Annotated in this window: 9 protein-coding genes and 1 pseudogene; 3 read left to right on the top strand and 7 right to left on the bottom strand. The window is 62.4% G+C overall.

What is annotated here, in order from left to right; translation table 11 throughout:
• Nucleotides 1-277: 277 nt before the first annotated feature.
• The 3 genes and pseudogenes from NUW13_15235 to NUW13_15225 all read right to left on the bottom strand — a co-directional run bounded on the left by NUW13_15235 (nucleotide 278) and on the right by NUW13_15225 (nucleotide 2628).
• Nucleotides 278-544, bottom strand: a pseudogene (locus tag NUW13_15235) (ABC transporter ATP-binding protein).
• A 93-nt stretch (nucleotides 545-637) separates the two neighbouring features.
• Nucleotides 638-898: a hypothetical protein gene (locus NUW13_15230; protein MCR4440373.1), complete on the bottom strand. Its 261-nt coding sequence runs from the start codon at nucleotides 896-898 to the stop codon at nucleotides 638-640.
• A 425-nt stretch (nucleotides 899-1323) separates the two neighbouring features.
• On the bottom strand, nucleotides 1324-2628 hold the full coding sequence (locus NUW13_15225) for a hypothetical protein (GenBank protein ID MCR4440372.1): 1305 nt from the start codon (nucleotides 2626-2628) through the stop codon (nucleotides 1324-1326).
• A 513-nt stretch (nucleotides 2629-3141) separates the two neighbouring features.
• Here NUW13_15225 and NUW13_15220 point away from each other — a divergent pair.
• The 3 genes from NUW13_15220 (at nucleotide 3142) to NUW13_15210 (ending at nucleotide 10907) form a co-directional block, all read left to right on the top strand.
• Entirely contained in the window at nucleotides 3142-4398 is a 1257-nt protein-coding gene (locus NUW13_15220; protein ID MCR4440371.1) for an efflux RND transporter periplasmic adaptor subunit, read from the top strand.
• An 82-nt stretch (nucleotides 4399-4480) separates the two neighbouring features.
• A complete protein-coding gene (locus NUW13_15215) occupies nucleotides 4481-7687 on the top strand; it encodes an efflux RND transporter permease subunit (protein MCR4440370.1) in 3207 nt (1068 codons plus the stop codon).
• 97 nt (nucleotides 7688-7784) lie between these two features.
• On the top strand, nucleotides 7785-10907 hold the full coding sequence (locus NUW13_15210) for an efflux RND transporter permease subunit (protein MCR4440369.1): 3123 nt from the start codon (nucleotides 7785-7787) through the stop codon (nucleotides 10905-10907).
• A 236-nt stretch (nucleotides 10908-11143) separates the two neighbouring features.
• On the opposite strand, the gene NUW13_15205 is transcribed toward NUW13_15210, so the two are convergent.
• The 4 genes from NUW13_15205 to NUW13_15190 form a co-directional block, all read right to left on the bottom strand.
• Nucleotides 11144-14125 carry a hypothetical protein gene (locus NUW13_15205; protein MCR4440368.1) on the bottom strand — a complete coding sequence of 994 codons (2982 nt, stop codon included), beginning with the start codon at nucleotides 14123-14125 and terminating at the stop codon, nucleotides 11144-11146.
• A gap of 223 nt (nucleotides 14126-14348) precedes the next feature.
• The gene (locus tag NUW13_15200; protein MCR4440367.1) at nucleotides 14349-14489 is read right to left on the bottom strand and encodes a hydrogenase maturation nickel metallochaperone HypA; all 141 of its coding nucleotides are present in this window, start codon (nucleotides 14487-14489) and stop codon (nucleotides 14349-14351) included.
• A gap of 23 nt (nucleotides 14490-14512) precedes the next feature.
• Nucleotides 14513-16345: a hydrogenase iron-sulfur subunit gene (locus NUW13_15195; protein MCR4440366.1), complete on the bottom strand. Its 1833-nt coding sequence runs from the start codon at nucleotides 16343-16345 to the stop codon at nucleotides 14513-14515.
• 15 nt (nucleotides 16346-16360) lie between these two features.
• A complete protein-coding gene (locus NUW13_15190; GenBank protein MCR4440365.1) occupies nucleotides 16361-16957 on the bottom strand; it encodes an FAD-dependent oxidoreductase in 597 nt (198 codons plus the stop codon).
• Between the last annotated feature and the right edge of the window lie 4 nt (nucleotides 16958-16961).

Genomic DNA, 16961 nt, shown 5'->3' with positions numbered 1-16961 from the left:
GACTGAACCGCTGCCTCGCTGCAATCGTCGCCACAGGCTCTGCAACACCCCCCGGGCTGGCGCTCCAAGCTGTCGCGAGGTGCCAACAGAGCAGGTCCGCGCAGCGAACGCAAGGACGGGCCAGGAGCGCACAGCGACCCCCCTCCATGCTTACCCCTCGGCGCCCCTCCGGGAGTGCATGCCACAAGCGCCAGCCGCAGGCTTTCCCTGCCAATCCTCGAGCGGTCACCTCGAGCACCGGCTGACCTTGGGCACATCCCGCGAAGGCTGGCCCGGATCAATCGGCCAAAGCAGCTTCTGCCACTTGAGGAGGCCTCACGAACTGCAGCTCGCACAGCCGCCGATACAGCGGGCAGGAGCGGTAGAGGTGGGCGTGGGTCCCCTGCGCGACGACCCTGCCCGCATCCAACACCACGATGTCGTCTGCCTCCATTACCGTCGACAGCCGATGAGCAATGACCAGCACCGTTCTGCCCGCAAACAGGGTGTGGAGGGTCTGCCGCAGCCTCGCCTCGTTCTCCGCGTCCAGCTGGCTGGTAGCTTCCGCCCTGAGGTTCTCGCGCCTCTTCCCACACTGGACCTGGCGCGACGTTGTAGGCGAAAGCGATTAGCAGGCGGGTCGTGTCCTGCCGCCTCCCTACTGCTGCAAGCAGTCCGGGCACCACCCCGGGTGGTACGAGCACTCATTTCCCCGAACGACGCAGCGGAACCCAATCTCTGGGCAGCCGTTGATCGGGATGCAGTTAATAAGGCCGAATTTGTAGCATAGATCGTAGCGGAAGCAATTGTCGTCTGCAGCCTGCAGTGATTCTCCAGGCCCGAAGCGCAACAGAGTGACCACGCAGAAAGCGCTCAATGCCAGAAGCCACAACTGCCATAGTTTTGCACAAAGGTTCATTTGGTCCCTCCTTCCACGGGTGCCGTGGGTCGCCTGACGGTTCCGCGAGCCGAACAAAGTTCCCGAGATTGCTCGTGGAAAAGTCTGCGTGGCCCTGCAACGCGCAGTAAGCGCCAACTATCTTGTTCAGAGAATCAACGAGCAAAACGCAGGGAGAGCACCCGTTGCCCAGCCAGGCGCACAACTTGCCATCTTGCTCCACCGTCATCGGGAATGAGGCGCCAGTTACCTTGCGGAGTCGCAACAACTCAGCTCGGTCCACTCCCATGGCCACAACCAGCACGGCGAAGGGCCAGTTCTTTGCCCCGGTCTGAGTCAGCTCCTGAAGTCGTCCGAGCTCACTCTTCGTGCATGGGTTGCATCCGAGACGGGACAGGAGCACGACAACAGTCGGCCTGGAGAAGCGGGTTTCATAGCAAGCACCACTAGCCGCGTCTACGACTTCCACAACGGGAAGGCGCCTCCCGAGCAGCCTCAAAGAGTAGTGCAGTGGTTCCAGCTCCTGGACGCTCTCTCTCCGGGGCGGCCCGTACCGACCGCCGTGACCCACCTGGCGATGTCGTCGACCGGAAAATAGCACCGTGATCATGGTCACCGAGAGCAGAAGGATCACGGCCCTTTCGAGAAGACGGCACCTCCTCCTGTCGGAAGCAAAGGCGGTACTGGATTATGCAAGGATTGGGGAGGTTTCCCGAGGCCTCAGGCAGAGGCTGAACAACCGTGTAGACGTGATTGTCGCGCGCCGCAAGGATCGGCCTATCGTATCGGAGCCGCTCACTTGGGTAGTACCGTCCACGGTTGGACCATATATCCAGGGCGAACTTGCCTTCACGCATCACCAGGTACTGCGAAAGGAACAGCGTATCATTGAGAGCGAAGAGGTGGATGTTCTGTGTTACGCTTCGCATTGCTCTCTGCATGTCGAAGAACTTCCCGGGATCAGCGAACAGCTCGTCAGCCTCCGGCGCCAGCCCTTCGAAGAAGGCGGGCCGCCTGCGGAAGACCTCTACCACCCGGAGCTCTTTGGAATGCTTGTAGACTTGCGGCCCGCAAACGTTGGTCTGGTATACGTAGCCATCCCTGTCCAAGGCAAGGCAGCCCCCTTCCTCTAAGCGCAGCAAGTAGTTACCGAACTCCTTTGGGAAGGTGCCGCCCGTAGCCCACACTTTGCCCTGGTGGTCGATCTTCACCACTGCAAAGCGGCCGGGGAACAAAGAGTATGCGACAATCCTCCCGTCTTCGTCCACGACGAGGTCACGAACCTCGCCGAGCTGCTTCGCGTCGAGGGTAGTCTTGGGATTGCCAAGGGAGTCGAAAAGTACTATGTGTCTTGACGCAGACCATACCACCACGCTGCCGTCGGGCGCAAAGGTTGCCGCGAGGGGACACCACTCCACACCGGGCACGAGGGCCTCCACGGTGAGCCGCGTCATGATCTGACCATCCGCCCTGGCAAGAAAAGCCTCTCGCAGGCGGGTGTCCAACAGCAAAAGCTGACCCCGAGGTCCGACCCTCAATTTGTCAATTCCCCCGACGGCCACCGTATCGCGCCTAACTTGGACCTCTTTGACCAGTGTAAACAAAGAACCGAATGACCGTGCTCCAACCACAGGGCCAGCCTCCTTGCTCCGGCCAAACGCCCTCTGAGCTGAGGCCGATGGTATGGCGACCGCCACCAACGACAGCAAAACCACCATCCCGCTGCCGATGACCTTCTGCGGCTTGCGCATCGAGGACCTCCAACTTCCTCGCAATGCGTGCGACCCTTGACAAGTTCCCGGACTGCCCCGGAGCTTTCTGCGACCCAGGGCCACCTCGTCTGGGCCGTAAGGCAAAGAAGAAACCGATTTCTGTCAAGTGTTTTTTGGGAAAATTGCACGCCAAGGCGAAAGGGTTGTCCCCGGAGGACTCATCGCCCTTCCTCTCTGCTGCGCACGCCTGCGGGCCGGCCCGCGAACAACCTGAGACGGTGCGCCAGACACAAGGAACACAGCCGACCTCTCTGGGCCTGGCTCGCCCACTTTTTCTCTTTGCTTTTTGACCAGCTCGTTATATATTTGGAACGGATTGAACGCGGCTGCCTGCGCGCCGCAACGGCCATCTGGCCAACATGGCTTGTACTTTCACCGTCCGGACAATCCGCTCCTGGACGGTCCGAGTACCGCAGTAGAAGCCGTTGGTCGTGGGCGCAAGAGGCGGCGGGCGGACATCGCCGGTGGGCGCCGAAAACAGGGGCCACGGACATGAGGAAGCTATTCTCTCCCTTGCTCATCGTTACCGCTTTAGGGGCACTTGGCCTGGCGGCCTTCTCCCTAAAGGAACGGCTGGCCCGCTCCACTTCCCAGCAGGCCGTCAAGAGCGAAACTCCCACAGCTGAACCCCCCGCAACCGAGGCTCCTTTGCCGGTGGCCGCTGCCCCTGCGCGGCGTGCAGAGATTGTGTTGCGCATCACTGCCACAGGCCTCACTCGGGCCCGTCGCGAGGTGGTGAGCACCCCGCAAGTCGGCGGGGAAATTACCGAGCTTCCCATTCGCGAAGGGCAGATGGTCGGTCAGGGTGAGCTGCTGCTAAAGATCGACGATCGCGAATACCAACTGGCCGTTGCCGAGGCTCGCGCCGCCCTCCTCGATGCCCAGGTTGAACATGCCCTCATGAAGGGCACGGATACCACCAGCGCCCCATCTCCCCGGGTGCACAATCCGGTGCAGACAGTGGATGTGGAGGAGGCGGCGCGTCGCTGGGAGGAGGCACAGCGCAAGGCGCGCGCCGGGCAACTGAGCACCCAGGACTATGACAAGGCGCGCCTGGAGTACGAGACGGCGCTGGTCCTCTCCGGCCAAAAGAGAGAAGAGCTCATCGCCAGCAAGAGCGGGCTCACCAGAGCATGGAACGCCCTCAAGCGCGCCGAGCTCAATTTGGCGCACACTGAGATTCGCGCCCCTTTCTCAGGACTGGTGGCCGATGTCAAGGTGGAAAAGGGCCAGCAGGTCTCCCCGGGACAGGAATGCATGCGCCTTGTGGACCTTTCGCAGTTGGAGGTGGACCTGGCGGTCTTGGAAAGCGAGGTAGGGTTGGTGCGGGAAGGGCGCAAGGCAGAAGTGAGCTTTGTCGCCTTCCCTGGGGAGACCTTCTCAGGCGAGGTGGTGAGCATCAACCCACGGGTCGATCCGGAGACCAAGACTTGTCGCGTGCGCGTGCGCCTGGCCAATCCGCAGAGGAAACTCAAGGCAGGGATGTACGCCTTCGCCAAGATTGAGGCACAGAGCTTCCCGGACCGCTTCGTAGTGCCCAAGGCGGCAGTGTTGGTACGCGACAATCGTAAGCTGGTGTTCATTGTGCGCGACGGGTTGGCCAAATGGTGCTACGTGGACACCGGCTTGGAGGACGAGCAGTGGGTGGAAATCCTCGGCTCGGCCTTTGACTTGAAGGAGGGGGAGCTGGTCATCACCTCGGGTCACTACACCTTGGCGCACGATACCCCAGTCCAGGTCACCCAATAGCGCTTACGCTGCATGAGGCGCGAACAACGTGGGTGCGGCAGCGCGCCACCAGCCTCAGGGCAGCGCAGATGAGTGGTAGACGATGCACCTATCTGAATTGGCAGTGCGGCGTCCGGTGGCCACGGCCATGTTCTTCCTGGCGGTGGTGCTGCTCGGCGTGGTATCCCTGAGCAGGTTGAGTGTTGACCTCTTGCCGGATCTTGCGTATCCCAAGCTGACCGTCTGGACCACCTATGCAGAGGCTGGGCCCATCGAGATCGAGGAGTTTGTGACGCGGCCCATCGAGGAGGCGGCCAGCACGGTTGCTGGTCTGCGGCACGTGCGTTCGGTGTCCCGGGAAGGGCTGTCGCTGGTGACGCTGGAGTTCCACTGGGGGGTGGACATGGACTTTGCCAGCTTGGCCGTGCGCGAGAAGCTGGACCAGCTGCGGTGGGTGTTGCCCCGCGAAGCCGGCCGCCCCTCCATCCTGCGTCTGGACCCACGCAGCCAGCCGATCATGGCCATCTCCTTAGCGGGTGGCGATCTGATTCGTCTGCGCGACCTGGCCAGGGAGGTATTCAGGCGGCGGCTGGAGCAACTCAAAGGGGTGGCCATGGCCGCGGTCACCGGCGGCCTGGAGCGCGAGATCCATGTGGACGTGGACACGCGGCGACTGGCCACCTTCGGCCTGACGCTGGACCAGCTCTCTGCGGCCCTGGCAGCCGCCAACTACAGCCTCCCTGGTGGCAGCATTCGAAGGGGGCTCTACCGCTACTCGCTGCGCGCCTTGGGCGAGTTCCAGTCGCCCGAGGAAATTGCTACCGTGGTGGTCGGACGTGCTCCTGACGGCGCCTTAGTGCGCGTGGCAGACATTGCCCGGGTGGAGGACAGCTTTCGCGAGCGGGAAAGCATCACCCGCTTCAACGGCAGCGAGAGCATCGGCCTGCTGGTCAAAAAAGAAGCAGGGGCAAATACCGTCGAGGTTTCGCGCCGCGTGCGCCAGGTCCTTGCCCAGCTCCACCAGGAATACCCTGCCCTGCAGGTTGCCGTTGCCTATGACCAGGCCGAGTTCATCAGCGGCGCCATTGCCAACGTCAAGCAGGCGATCCTGGCAGGCGGGCTGCTGGCCTTTCTGGTACTCTTCTTCTTCCTCCACGACCTGCGCCAGCCCATCAACATCGGACTCTCCATGCCCCTCTCTTTGCTTTTTGCCCTCACGCTCTTCTATTTTGCCGGGGTGAACTTGAATCTGATGAGCCTGGGGGGCCTGGCCTTAGGCATCGGCATGTTGGTGGACAACTCCATCGTGATCTTGGAAAACATCTTCCGACACCGGCAGCTGGGCCGTGGCCACATGGAGGCTGCGGTTCTGGGTGCCAGAGAAGTGGCCATGCCTGTGCTGGCCTCGACCTTGACCACGATTGCGGTGTTCTTGCCCATCGTCTACGTGCACGGCGTGGCCGGGCAGCTCTTCCGCGACCAGGCGCTGGCGGTGACGTTCTCCCTCCTGGCCTCTCTGGGAGTGGCGCTGACGTTGCTGCCGATGCGGTTTTCTCGATTTGCTGCGCGGGGGCGTGACAAGGGCGCGCCCGCCGCTGGAGGGCGGCAGCGCAAAGGGGGGCTATGGATGGCGATGGGGCTTTTGCGCAAGGGGGCAATGCGGCTGTGGCAGGCCTTGGCCAGCCCTCTCCGTGCAGCAGGCGCGAGGCTTTTCACCCCTACTCGGCAGGCCCTGCGCCGCGTCTTTGCCTTTTCCGACCACATTTTGGCGGCGTTCACCGCGTGGTACGAGAGGGCAGAGGCCCGGGTGCTCGACCATCGCCGCCTGGCCCTCACAGCGGTATTGGGGGTGCTGGCTTTGGGGTCGGGGGTGGCGTTCTTGCTGCCCCGTGAGTTCATGCCCAGAGTTGACCAAGGGGAGTTTGTGGTAGAGGTGGAGGCCCCAGTGGGCGCAACCTTAGAGGCGACTGCCGCGCGCGTTGCCCGCGTGGAGCAGTGGTTGCTGGCGCAGCCTGAGGTGGAGGCGGTCTTTTCCACCATTGGCCTCATCGAGGACCCCCTGGCCATCTTCACCGAAGAGGCGGCGCTCCATCGCGGCAAGGTGCACGTGCGCCTGAAAGGGCGAGGTGAGCGCAGCAGTTGGCAGCTGATGGCGGCGCTGCGCGAACAGGCCGCGCATCTTACCGATGCGCACGTGCGCGTGAACGAGGCCGCCAACGTCCTCCAGCAGGTGCTGGGCACGACCGAACCACCGGTGGCGGTAAAGGTGCAAGGGGAGGACTTTGCCGTGGCCAAGGAAATTGCCCGTGAGGTGGAACGTCGCCTGGCTGGGGTCCCTGGTTTGACTGCCTTACAGCAGCAGGGGGAAGAGGGGCGGCCCGAGGTGCGCATTCAGATCGACCGCGAGCGCGCCGCCATGTTCGGCTTCTCGGCCGCACAAGTGGCACGTTTCATTCAGCATTCGGTGAAGGGGCATGTGGCCACGCAGTTCAAAGACTTTGACCAGAAAATTGACGTGCTGGTGCGGCCACGTGCCGAGGACCGCGACGACATGGAAGACCTGTTGACCGCACGCCTGCACGCCAGTCCAGGCGGCGTTCCTCTGCGCGAGTTGATTCGTTACCAATATGTGCAAGGGCCGACCGAAATCCGCCGCGAGGACCAGGTCCGGGAACTTATGCTGATCGGGGCAGTGGAGGGACGGGCCGCCGGGGACGTGCTGCGCGACATCGGCCGGCGGCTGGAAGGGCTGGCCACACCTCCGGACTACCGCGTGCTGCTTGGGGGCGAACGCGAAGAACTCAGCCAGTCCTTCCGCAGCCTCGCCTACGCGCTGCTGCTGTCGGTGGCCCTGATCTACATGATCCTGGCCGCCCAGTTCGAGTCGCTACGCCAGCCCTTCATCATCATGCTGGACGTCCCGCTGACGGTGGCAGGTACGGCGCTGCTCTTCCTGCTTGCCCGCCTGAGCCTGAACGCCATCACCCTGATCGGCGTCATTGTGCTGGCAGGAATCGCCGTCAACGATTCCATTGTCAAGGTGGACTTTACCAATCAGCTGCTCAGGCAAGGATTGCCCATGCGACAGGCCATCTTGCAGGCCGGCCGCATACGCCTCCGTCCCATCGTCATGACCTCGGTGACGACCATCTTGGGTCTGCTGCCCATGGCCGTTGGCTGGGGACAAGGCGCTGAGCTGCAGAGACCGCTGGCAATTGTCCTGATCGGTGGCCTGTTCATTTCCACGGCTGTCACCCTGCTGGTGGTGCCCCTGCTGTACTCGCTCCTTGCCCGCGGGGACAAGGGATGAACGCAGAATTGGACAGCGCCCCTGCAAGGGAGTTGGGGCAACCCCAGCCACTGACGTGGTAGGCAAGGAGTGCACCGTGATGAGCTGAGGGGCGACGGTGAATCTGGTCAAGACCTCGTTACAGCGGCCGGTGGCTACAGCCATGGTCTATCTGATCATCCTGGCCACCGGGCTCTTTTCGCTGAGTCACCTCCCACTGGAACTCACCCCCGAGGTGGACTTTCCTCGCCTCTCGGTACTGACGCAGTGGCCAAATAGCTCCCCGGAGATGGTGGAACTCTTTGTGACCTCCCCAATCGAGGCGGTGGCAGCCACGGTCACTGGCGTGCGCAAAGTGCGCTCCACCTCGGAAGAGGGGCTCTCCACCGTCGAGGTCGAGTTCGAGCGCGGCACCAACATGGACTTTGCCACCTTCGAGCTCAACGAGAAACTGGCCGTCGCGCGCGAGGAGCTGCCCTACGGGGCCTTTCCGCCGCAAATCCAGAAATACGTGCCCAAGGAGTTTCAGACCGACGTCTTGCTCTCCTACCGCCTGCTCGGCCCCTTTGACTTGCAAACCCTGCGACGCATGGCCAAGGAGAAGGTACGTCCGCCTCTGCTGGGCCTGGAGGGCGTGGCGGACATCCGCATCTTGGGTGGGGTTGACCGCGAGGTACGCATCGAGATGGACCCGCGCCGGATGGAAGCCTTAGGAGTGAGCATAGAGGCCGTGCAGCGCACGCTGCAGGACCTTGGGCTGCGCCAGGCCGCCGGTCACCTGGTGCGTGGGGGGACGCGGTGGGAGCTCCTCATCGACGACCCCATTCAGGAGGTGGCCAGCATCGGCAAAGCAGTCATCCCGGCCAGCTTCCTTGGCGCGTCCAGGAGGAGCACTCCCGGGCCAGTGCGGTTGGAAGATGTGGCTCAGGTCAGCGATGCATCCAGTGAACCGGTGGGTTTATCCCGCATCAACGGGCAGCCGGCGGTGACCATCAATATCGAAAAGGAGCCGGGCACCAGCACCATCGCCGTGGCGCAGGCGGTGGAGAAGAAGCTCACCACCATCGCGAAGAGCTTTCCACCCGGGCTACGGCTCCTCAAGGAGCGGGACCAAAGCCTGCGCATGCGGAAGGAACTTCGGGATTTTACCTCGCGTGCCGGCTTCTGCCTGCTGGCCATCTTTGCCGTGTTGCTGCTGTTCCTGCGCCGGCTGCGCGCTCCCCTTGTCATCCTCGCCACCATCCTGTTTTCCGTCTTGCTGACGGTGGACTTTTTCTACTTTGCCCACCTGACTCTCAACCTCCTGACGATGGCGGGGTTGGCCCTTGGTTTCGGCATGTTGGTGGACAACTCCATCGTCGTGCTGGATAGCGTCGAGCGCCAGTGGCGGAGAGGTCAGCCCGTCGCACGGGCGGCCGAACGGGGAGCCTCGGAGGTGGCCTTGGCCGTGGTCGCCTCTACCTTGACCACCGTCGTCGTTTTCTTGCCCTTTCTGTACATGACCGGCGAGCTGCGCATCTACTACCTGCCGTTTGCCCTTGCCGTAGGGCTGGCGCTCGTGTCGTCACTGGTGGTCGCCTTCACCTTGACCCCTATGTTGGCGGCAAAGGTGCTTTTCCGCGGCAGCGTTGGCAAGGGCAGTCCACCGCGCGGCGGAGAGCAGGCCAATGAGGCAGAAGCCGGCCGTGCCAAAGCGCCCACAGCGGTGCAGCGCCTGTACGCACGCTATCTGCGGCTGTCGCTCCGCCACAAATGGTTTGTTGCCGCCGCTGCACTGGCTCTGTTCGTGGGAAGCTTCTACATTTTTGACAAGAAGGTGCCCCGCGGCCAGCCCTTCTCCTGGGGGCGGGATACCTACCTGGTAGTCTACGTGCAAATGCCCAGCGGCTCAGAGTTGGAGGCCACCGACGCCGTGGTGCGCTCGTTTGAGGAGAAGTTGGTAGGGCGCCCCCACCTTGACAAGGTCACGGCAGAAGTCTATCCCGAGTGGGCCAGGCTGCGCATCACCTTCCCTCCCGAGATAGAGCTGACTCCGGAGCCTCTCATCCTCAAGGAAAAGTTGAGCGCCATGGCCACGCGCTTTGCCGGCGCCAACGTCAACGTGTACGGCTTTGGCCCCGGCTTCTTCAGGGGGGGCGGCGCAGCCCCAAGGTTCTACCTGCAAGTGCTCGGCTACAACTACAACGAGGTCAAACGCACCGCCGACGAGGTGGGGCGCACCTTGCGACGCAACGTGCGCGTGCGCGACTTGGAGACCAGCTCCACCCTCTGGTACGGCAGAGGAGACCTATTCGAAGTCATCGTGCGCCTCGACCGCCGCCAACTCAGCCGCTTCGGGCTCACCGTAGGCGAGGTGCTTCAAAAGGTGGAGCCGCATATCCGGGGCGCCCGGCGCTATCAGCGCCTCAAAATCAAGGGCGAGGACGTTGACCACAGCATCAAAATGCACGGCTACCGTCGCTTTGCCCTCGACGACCTCCGCCAGTTGGTGCTGCGTTCGGACGGCCAGGAAGTTGTGCGCCTCGGCGATGTGGCGAGCATCTCGGAGCAAAAGGCCTTGGCGCGCATTGTGCGCGAAGACCAGCAGTACCAGCGTTGGATTAGCTTCGAATTCCGTGGCCCGTGGCGCATGGGGGATCGGCTCGTCGAGAGTGTGATCCGCAATACTCACCTTCCCCCGGGCTACTCCCTCCAACGTCCCTCCTTCACCTTAATGCAAAAGGAAGAGGAGCAGCAGGTACTGGGGGTCTTGGCCCTGGCCATTCTGTTGGTGTTCATGGTCACCGCCGCCCTCTACGAGTCGCTGCGGCACCCTTTTGTGGTGTTGCTAACGGTTCCTTTGGCGCTGATCGGCGTCTTCTGGATCTTCTACCTCACCAAGACCCCCTTCGACCGCTCCGCCTACATTGGGGTTATTTTGCTGGGCGGCATCGTGGTGAACAATGCCATCGTGCTGGTGGACCACATAAACCGGCTGCGCACCTCCGGCCGCAATTGGTTAGAGGCGGTGAGTGCGGGGTGCATGGAACGCGCGCGCCCCATCATGATGACCACCGCCACCACCGTATTTGGCATGCTGCCCCTGGTGCTCTTTGTGGAGAGCAAGCAAGGCCTGTGGTATTCTTTGGCCTTAGCCACTATCGGCGGGCTGACGGTGTCAAGCGCCCTGGTGCTCACGGTGACCCCGGCCCTGTACGCCATTTTCAGAGGGAGCCGACACACCCCGGCTGCGGCAAGTTAGAGGCGGGTGGAGCTGCGTTCGCGCCGAATTTTCCGGCTATTCCCGGCCTCGATGGTCGACCGGCTTGGTGAACAAAGAGGCAAGCACGGTGCCGCGCGCAGGCCAAGGGACAGGCCGGCAGGCGCGGCAGGCTCCCCGCGGAAGAGGGATGCCCCCAAGTTCACCTCTGCTGCAGCAAGGTCAGGTGCACCGGGACCGGACACGGCGGAGAGGGCTTCTTGCCTTCCTGGACCCCCTCACAATGCCCCTGCGGGCGTCGGCGCGAGGAGGGCACGTTCCAACCTGGCGAGGACTTTGCGCGTCTTTTCCGCGCAGCGGCGAAAAGCCACCAGCAGCCGCTCGGCCGCCTCCGCCTCGTTTTCGCCGAAACCCATGATGACCGCTGTTCTCCCCAGGAAGCGGGGATCGATCTCCTCCCCGGTCGAGGCGGTGAGGCGATACAGGCTCCTGAGCTGCTCATAGAATTCGAGCGCCGCAGCCAGCGCCCGGAACTCCCTGCTGTGGCGCGGATCCACTCGTGGGAGAGCCTCCAGCAGCTCGCCCGTGACCGGCTGGTCGACGCGGAATTTCGCCTTGAGCATGAGCAGGGTCATCTCGATGTCGCGCATGCAGCCGATGCCTTCCTTGATGTTGCGCGCTGCCCCAGGGAGCTTGCGCACCTCGCGGTGGCGGGCGTGCACTTCGGCGCGCATCTGCGCAAGATAGCGGTCCACATCTGCATACACATGCGGCTCGATAATGCGGCGGAGAAACGTCTGCTGGAGCTTGTGGCTCCCCACCACCATGCGTGAGCCCAGGACCTGCGACTTGTCCACCACCACCGAATCGCCATTCTGGCTGAGGTAGTCCTCCAGCTCGCGCATGGTCGTCACATAGTGGCCGAAGAGAGCGGCAAACCGGTAGTGGGGCAGGATCCCCCGCCGAATGAGTTGTTGATTCATGCGACTGGCGATCTTGTCCCCGTAGGCGCGCAGTCGTGGTTCGTCGGAGCCCAAGAGGAAGAACAGGTCATAATCGTCCACAAAAGCCTGTTCACGCGAGTGTCCGCCCGACACGAACAATCCCAACAGATCCCTTGTTGCAATCGAGGTTCCCGTCTGTTCATCCAGCTCTGCCTTGCAGAGGTCGTACAGCGTGCGCAGGTAGCGGTGCGAGGATTCGGTGAACTGAGCACCCACCGCGGCAATGGGCGCGCCGGCCAAACACAGCAGGCCAATGCGGAAGAATTCCAAGTCGAAAAAGTCGCCGAGCCGCTCCTTCTTTGCCACAAAGGAACCATAACGATCCACGTCACCGTAGAGCCCCTCGGCCAACTGCTGCAGGCGCGCGGGTTTGTCCAGCAAATGGATGGCGCTTGGATGGCGCTCCAAAACGCGCAGGAAGAACCGCTTGAAGTATTCGCTGCTGTGGATGTGGAGCTGGCAGAGCTGCAGCAGCCGTGCGCGTACCTGCGCCACGTCGGGATCCCAGGTCTCGCCGCGCAGCATGCAGGCAAAGATCCGCCTTTCCTCCTCGGTGATGCAGGCCAAGTAGCGATTCATGAGCTGCGGGTAGTGGTCAAACACCCGCACCATGCGTCTGATCTCTTCTGGCGTGCCCGCAAAGGCCTGCAAGAAGGCGCGGCTAAAGTCGGCAAAGACACATCCCTTGGGGAACTTGTCCTGGTGACGGGCGAGCATGACCAGAAACGACAGCTCGGCGATGAAGGCATTAGTGCCCCAGGCGGAAAAGCGACCGATCAGCTCGCGCGCCTTTGCCTCATCCAAGGCGCACAGGTCTGTGACCAGTGCCACCAACAGCGCTGCCTGGTTCTCTTCCAAGGCCTCCAGCACATCGTCCCAGAACTTTGTGCCATTGAAAAACTCCAGGTGCTGGACGAAGCGCACAGCCAGATTCTCGGAGGCCTGCGCGTGAGGAACGCCCGCGGCGACCTGTCGCAAAGGGCCAAACAAACTCACGCTGCGGAGGTGCTGCGTGACGTGCGGCAGCAGTTCGTCGAGGGCCCGCTTGGCCTGCGCCACGTAGCGGTAGTAGTCGACCAAGAGGTGCTGCTCGGCCGAAACCACGCCGGTATCCGCGTAGCCCATGGCCCTGGCCACCGGCCCAAGGTTCGACTTGGCCTGCTCGCTCTCCAAATAGATTTCTTCCTCCTGCACCACGAAGAGCTGGTAAAGATAGCGGAAGGTCTCCAAGAAGGTGAGCGCCTCTTCCAGCGCCATGTACATGGAGGCTCGGGCGGCATCACGCTTCCAGAGCTCGTAGAGGATGCCCCAGCAGTTGACTTTCTCAATGCGGAAGATGGTCTTGCCGGCGAAGAGGGCGCCCTTGATCATGCGCAGGGCGTCGTTCTTCAGGTTGATGCGGTTGGGTTTAGCCTGGCGAATCTGAAGCGAGCGCACCTCGCCCAAGATGCCGCGCAGATAGCCTTCGTGGTAGCGGTTGTCGCCGCGGCGATGGTAGTAGTAACGAGCGGTCACCTTGCGCTGAAACTCTCGGAAAAGGCGACGGCTGCCGACGATGGGCGCGGCATTGAGCATCTCGCTAATGATGACAAAATCGCGAATCTCGGTGTCCAAGAGGGCGCAGTATTCGGGGATGGAGGCAGAAAAGCCGCTTTGTCCAACGTGTTCAGAGATGTGCATGTGCAGGCAGACGGCCCTCTTGAACATCTCCCTGCTGAGCTTGCTCAGGGCGCGGTTGAGGTGCTCGCGATTGGGGGAACCATCGTCGATGACGCCGATGTCCAGGTCGTCCTGGTCGGTGCGCGTGCCTACGCCGCAGATGACGAACTCTGGACGCCGCTCGGCGGGGAGGAAGAGCTCCAGCAACTCCTCCATGTAGGTGGCGATGAGGGCGCGCAGTTTGGCGCCCACGTCGAGCATGAACTTCTGATAGACTTGCTGGGGATCGCTGCTGGCGGACAGGTCGAGCATGAGCACGTCGAGGGCGCGCAGATTCAGATGCAGGAACTGCAAGGCGAAATAGGTGCCCAGGTACTCCAACTTCTCCTTCTCCGTGGTGCCCTGAGTGCGCACCACCTCCATCTCGGCATGCAGATCGCGCCCTACCGTCCACAGGTGCACCTGGTCAATGGCGCCAGAAGCCTCCAGCCGCTCCACCAACGAATCCAGGTGGAGGTCGATCATGCGGAGGTATTTCTGATTATGGTTGCCGAGATGCGCAACCCTCTCTCTGAGGCGATGGAGAACGGTTTCCATTGGCGTCCTGATTGCAGGTCATTAGACGGCTATCCGGAGAGGGACCCAGGTACTTGCGGCAACGGCCTCGTCGCGCGCCTGAAGCACCCGCACTGCAGGGGGCCCAAAATGCCATTCGGCGCTCCGCTCAGGACAGAGCAGCACGGACTGGGTGGACGCCCTGACGTCGCGGGCTAGCACTTGGTCCCCCAGCAGTGCGGCCCCCCACCAACCTCCGGCAGGCCTACCTTGGGCTTTCCTCCTTGATGCGCCGCACACTGTTGCTGTGGCATTTCGGACAGGCCCGCTCCTCGGTAATTTTCGGGTCATAGTGGGCCATGAATTCGTAGCCGCAGCGCAGGCATTTGAACTTTGCTTCCCCCATAGGCGACGCTCGTTCCCTTTTCCCTACGCCGATGCGGCAGCCGCTGTGCTCTCCTTCTGCAGCGGATCATAGTCCTTGAGGATCTCCATGGTCTGGCGGATCTCCTCTAAGGTCACCTTCTGGCGCATTTCCTCCAATTCTCGCATGACGCGCGCGAACTTTTGCCCCTCGGCGGCGCTGATCCACTCCAACTGCAGCCGCTCCGGGCGGATGCCTTTCTTTTCCAACTTGTCCCAGAGACGCTCCTCCCGGCGCTGCGTCCACTGCACGGCATTGACATAGTGGCAGTCGGCGAAATGACACCCAGACACCAACACGATGGGCGCGCCCAACTTGAAGCCGTACCAGACGAACTTTTCATCCACACGGCCACTGCACATGGTGCGAATCAGCCGGGCGGTCGGTGGGTATTGGAGGCGGGCGGTGCCCGCATTGTCGCCGCCAGCATACCAGCACCAGTTGCAGGCAAAAGCAAGGATCTTCTCCTCAGGCCTTTCTTCCAGCAGGGCCTGGATCTGCGCCAGGATCTGCTCGTCCCGGAAGTGCCGCATGTGGATGGCGTCCGTGGGGCACCCCGCGGCACAGGCACCACACCCCGCACACGCCGCTTCGATGAACACTGGGTACTGATTCTTCTTGCGGTCCGGGGGAATAATCGCATGAAAGGGGCACACCCTACTGCACAGGCCGCAGAACGTGCACCGCGCCGGAGCCAGCATGGAAGTAATCGCCTCGATGGTCACCTGGCCAGCATTGAGCAGGATGCCGGCGCGAGCAGCAGCTGCCCCGGCCTGGGTCACACTGTCCTTAATGTCCTTGGGAGCCTCCCCACACCCGGCGTAGAAGACGCCCTGCGTGGGCGCATCTACCGGCTTCAGCTTAGGGTGGGACTCCAACAGGAAGCCGTCTGCGGTGTTGGACAGCGTAAGCAGCTTCTGCAAGTCCTTCTGCTCTGCCCGCGCCTGCATCCCCACTGCCAAGACCACCATTTCAAGCTCATTTTCTTCGATCTTGCCGGTCATGGTGTTTTCCACCAGGAGCACCAGATTCTTGGTCACCGGGTCTTCGTAGATATCGCCGGGAATGCCGCGGATGTACTGCACCCCCTCCTCTTTGCTCCGCCGGAACATCTCCTCAAAACCTTTGCCGAAGGCGCGCATGTCCAGGTAAAAGACCTTGCATTGCACCTCCGGGTAGTGGTCCTTGAGGAGAAGTGTATCTTTCACCGTGTTCATGCAACAGACGTTGCTACAGTAGCGGTTGCCGCGCTTGGTGGAACGAGAGCCGACGCACTGGATGAAGCCCACGGTCTTGGGCACGCGGCGATCGGTCGGACGGATGAAATGTCCGGCGGTCGGGCCACCGGCACAGATGGGACGCTCGAACTCCATGGTCGTAATGACGTTCTCGAAGCGCGTGTAGCCGAACTCGTCCAAGGGGCGTGGGTCATAGACGTCCAGGCCGGTGGCGACGATGATGGCCCCCACCTCCCGCTCCACAAGTTCGTCCTGCATGTCATAGTCAATGCACTTCTTGGCGCACACCTTCGCGCACTTGCCGCAGGCGATGGGGTTAGTGCCTAAGCAGTGGGCCATGTCCAAGATATAGGCCGACGGCACCGCCTGGGCAAAGGGCAAGTAGATGGCCTTGCGCGAAGAGAAGCCCTGCTGGTACTCGTCCGGGACCACCACCGGGCAGACCTTGGCGCATTCACCGCAGGCGGTGCAATCCTCCACCCGCACATAGCGGGCCTTCCTGCGGATCTTGACCTTGAAGTTGCCGACGAAACCGGTGACTTCGTCTACCTGGCTGTAGGTGAAGAGCTCGATTTTGGGATGTCGACCGACATCCATCATCTTCGGCCCGAGGATTCATATGGCGCAGTCCATGGTCGGGTAGATCTTGTCCAGGGCGGCCATAATGCCGCCGATGGACGGCTCCTTTTCCACCAGGTAGACTTGGTGCCCGGCATCCGCACGGTTCAGCGCAGCCTGGATGCCGGCCACGCCGCCGCCGATGACCAGTGCCGCCTTGGTCACCGGGTAGACAGGCTCCCTCTGGGGCTCCAAGAAGCGTGCACGGTACACGGCGCTGCGCACCAGGTCCTTGGCCTTCTCGGTAGCAGCCGCGCGGTCGTACTGGTGCACCCAACTGCAGTGCTCGCGGATGTTGGCCATCTCGAAGAGGTACTTGTTGAGCCCTGCCTCCTCAACGCATGTGCGGAAGGTCGGCTCGTGGATCTTCGGCGTGCACGAGGCCACCACCACCCGCTCTAACTTATGCTCGACGATGGCCCTTTTGATTTCGTTCTGGCCAGGGTCAGCACAAGTGTAGGTGTTACGGATGACCGCCACCACTCCCGGCAAGGTCTTGGCGTATTCGGCCACCGCTGCGGTGTCCACGGCGCCCGCGATGTTCAGGCCGCAGTCGCAGACAAACACACCGATGCGCGGAAGATTCTCTCCCATCGAC

The sequence above is a fragment of the candidate division KSB1 bacterium genome (assembly GCA_024655945.1).
Classification (GTDB): Bacteria; Zhuqueibacterota; Zhuqueibacteria; order JANLFK01; family Oleimicrobiaceae; genus Oleimicrobium.
This window is presented reverse-complemented; position numbering and strand designations above follow the sequence as displayed.

Coding starts and splice junctions, on each gene's coding strand:
- NUW13_15230 (MCR4440373.1), bottom strand. CDS start 898: ATGAACCTTTGTGCAAAACTATGGCAGTTGTGGCTTCTGGCATTGAGC.
- NUW13_15225 (MCR4440372.1), bottom strand. CDS start 2,628: ATGCGCAAGCCGCAGAAGGTCATCGGCAGCGGGATGGTGGTTTTGCTG.
- NUW13_15220 (MCR4440371.1), top strand. CDS start 3,142: ATGAGGAAGCTATTCTCTCCCTTGCTCATCGTTACCGCTTTAGGGGCA.
- NUW13_15215 (MCR4440370.1), top strand. CDS start 4,481: ATGCACCTATCTGAATTGGCAGTGCGGCGTCCGGTGGCCACGGCCATG.
- NUW13_15205 (MCR4440368.1), bottom strand. CDS start 14,125: ATGGAAACCGTTCTCCATCGCCTCAGAGAGAGGGTTGCGCATCTCGGC.
- NUW13_15200 (MCR4440367.1), bottom strand. CDS start 14,489: ATGGGGGAAGCAAAGTTCAAATGCCTGCGCTGCGGCTACGAATTCATG.
- NUW13_15195 (MCR4440366.1), bottom strand. CDS start 16,345: ATGATGGATGTCGGTCGACATCCCAAAATCGAGCTCTTCACCTACAGC.
- NUW13_15190 (MCR4440365.1), bottom strand. CDS start 16,957: ATGGGAGAGAATCTTCCGCGCATCGGTGTGTTTGTCTGCGACTGCGGC.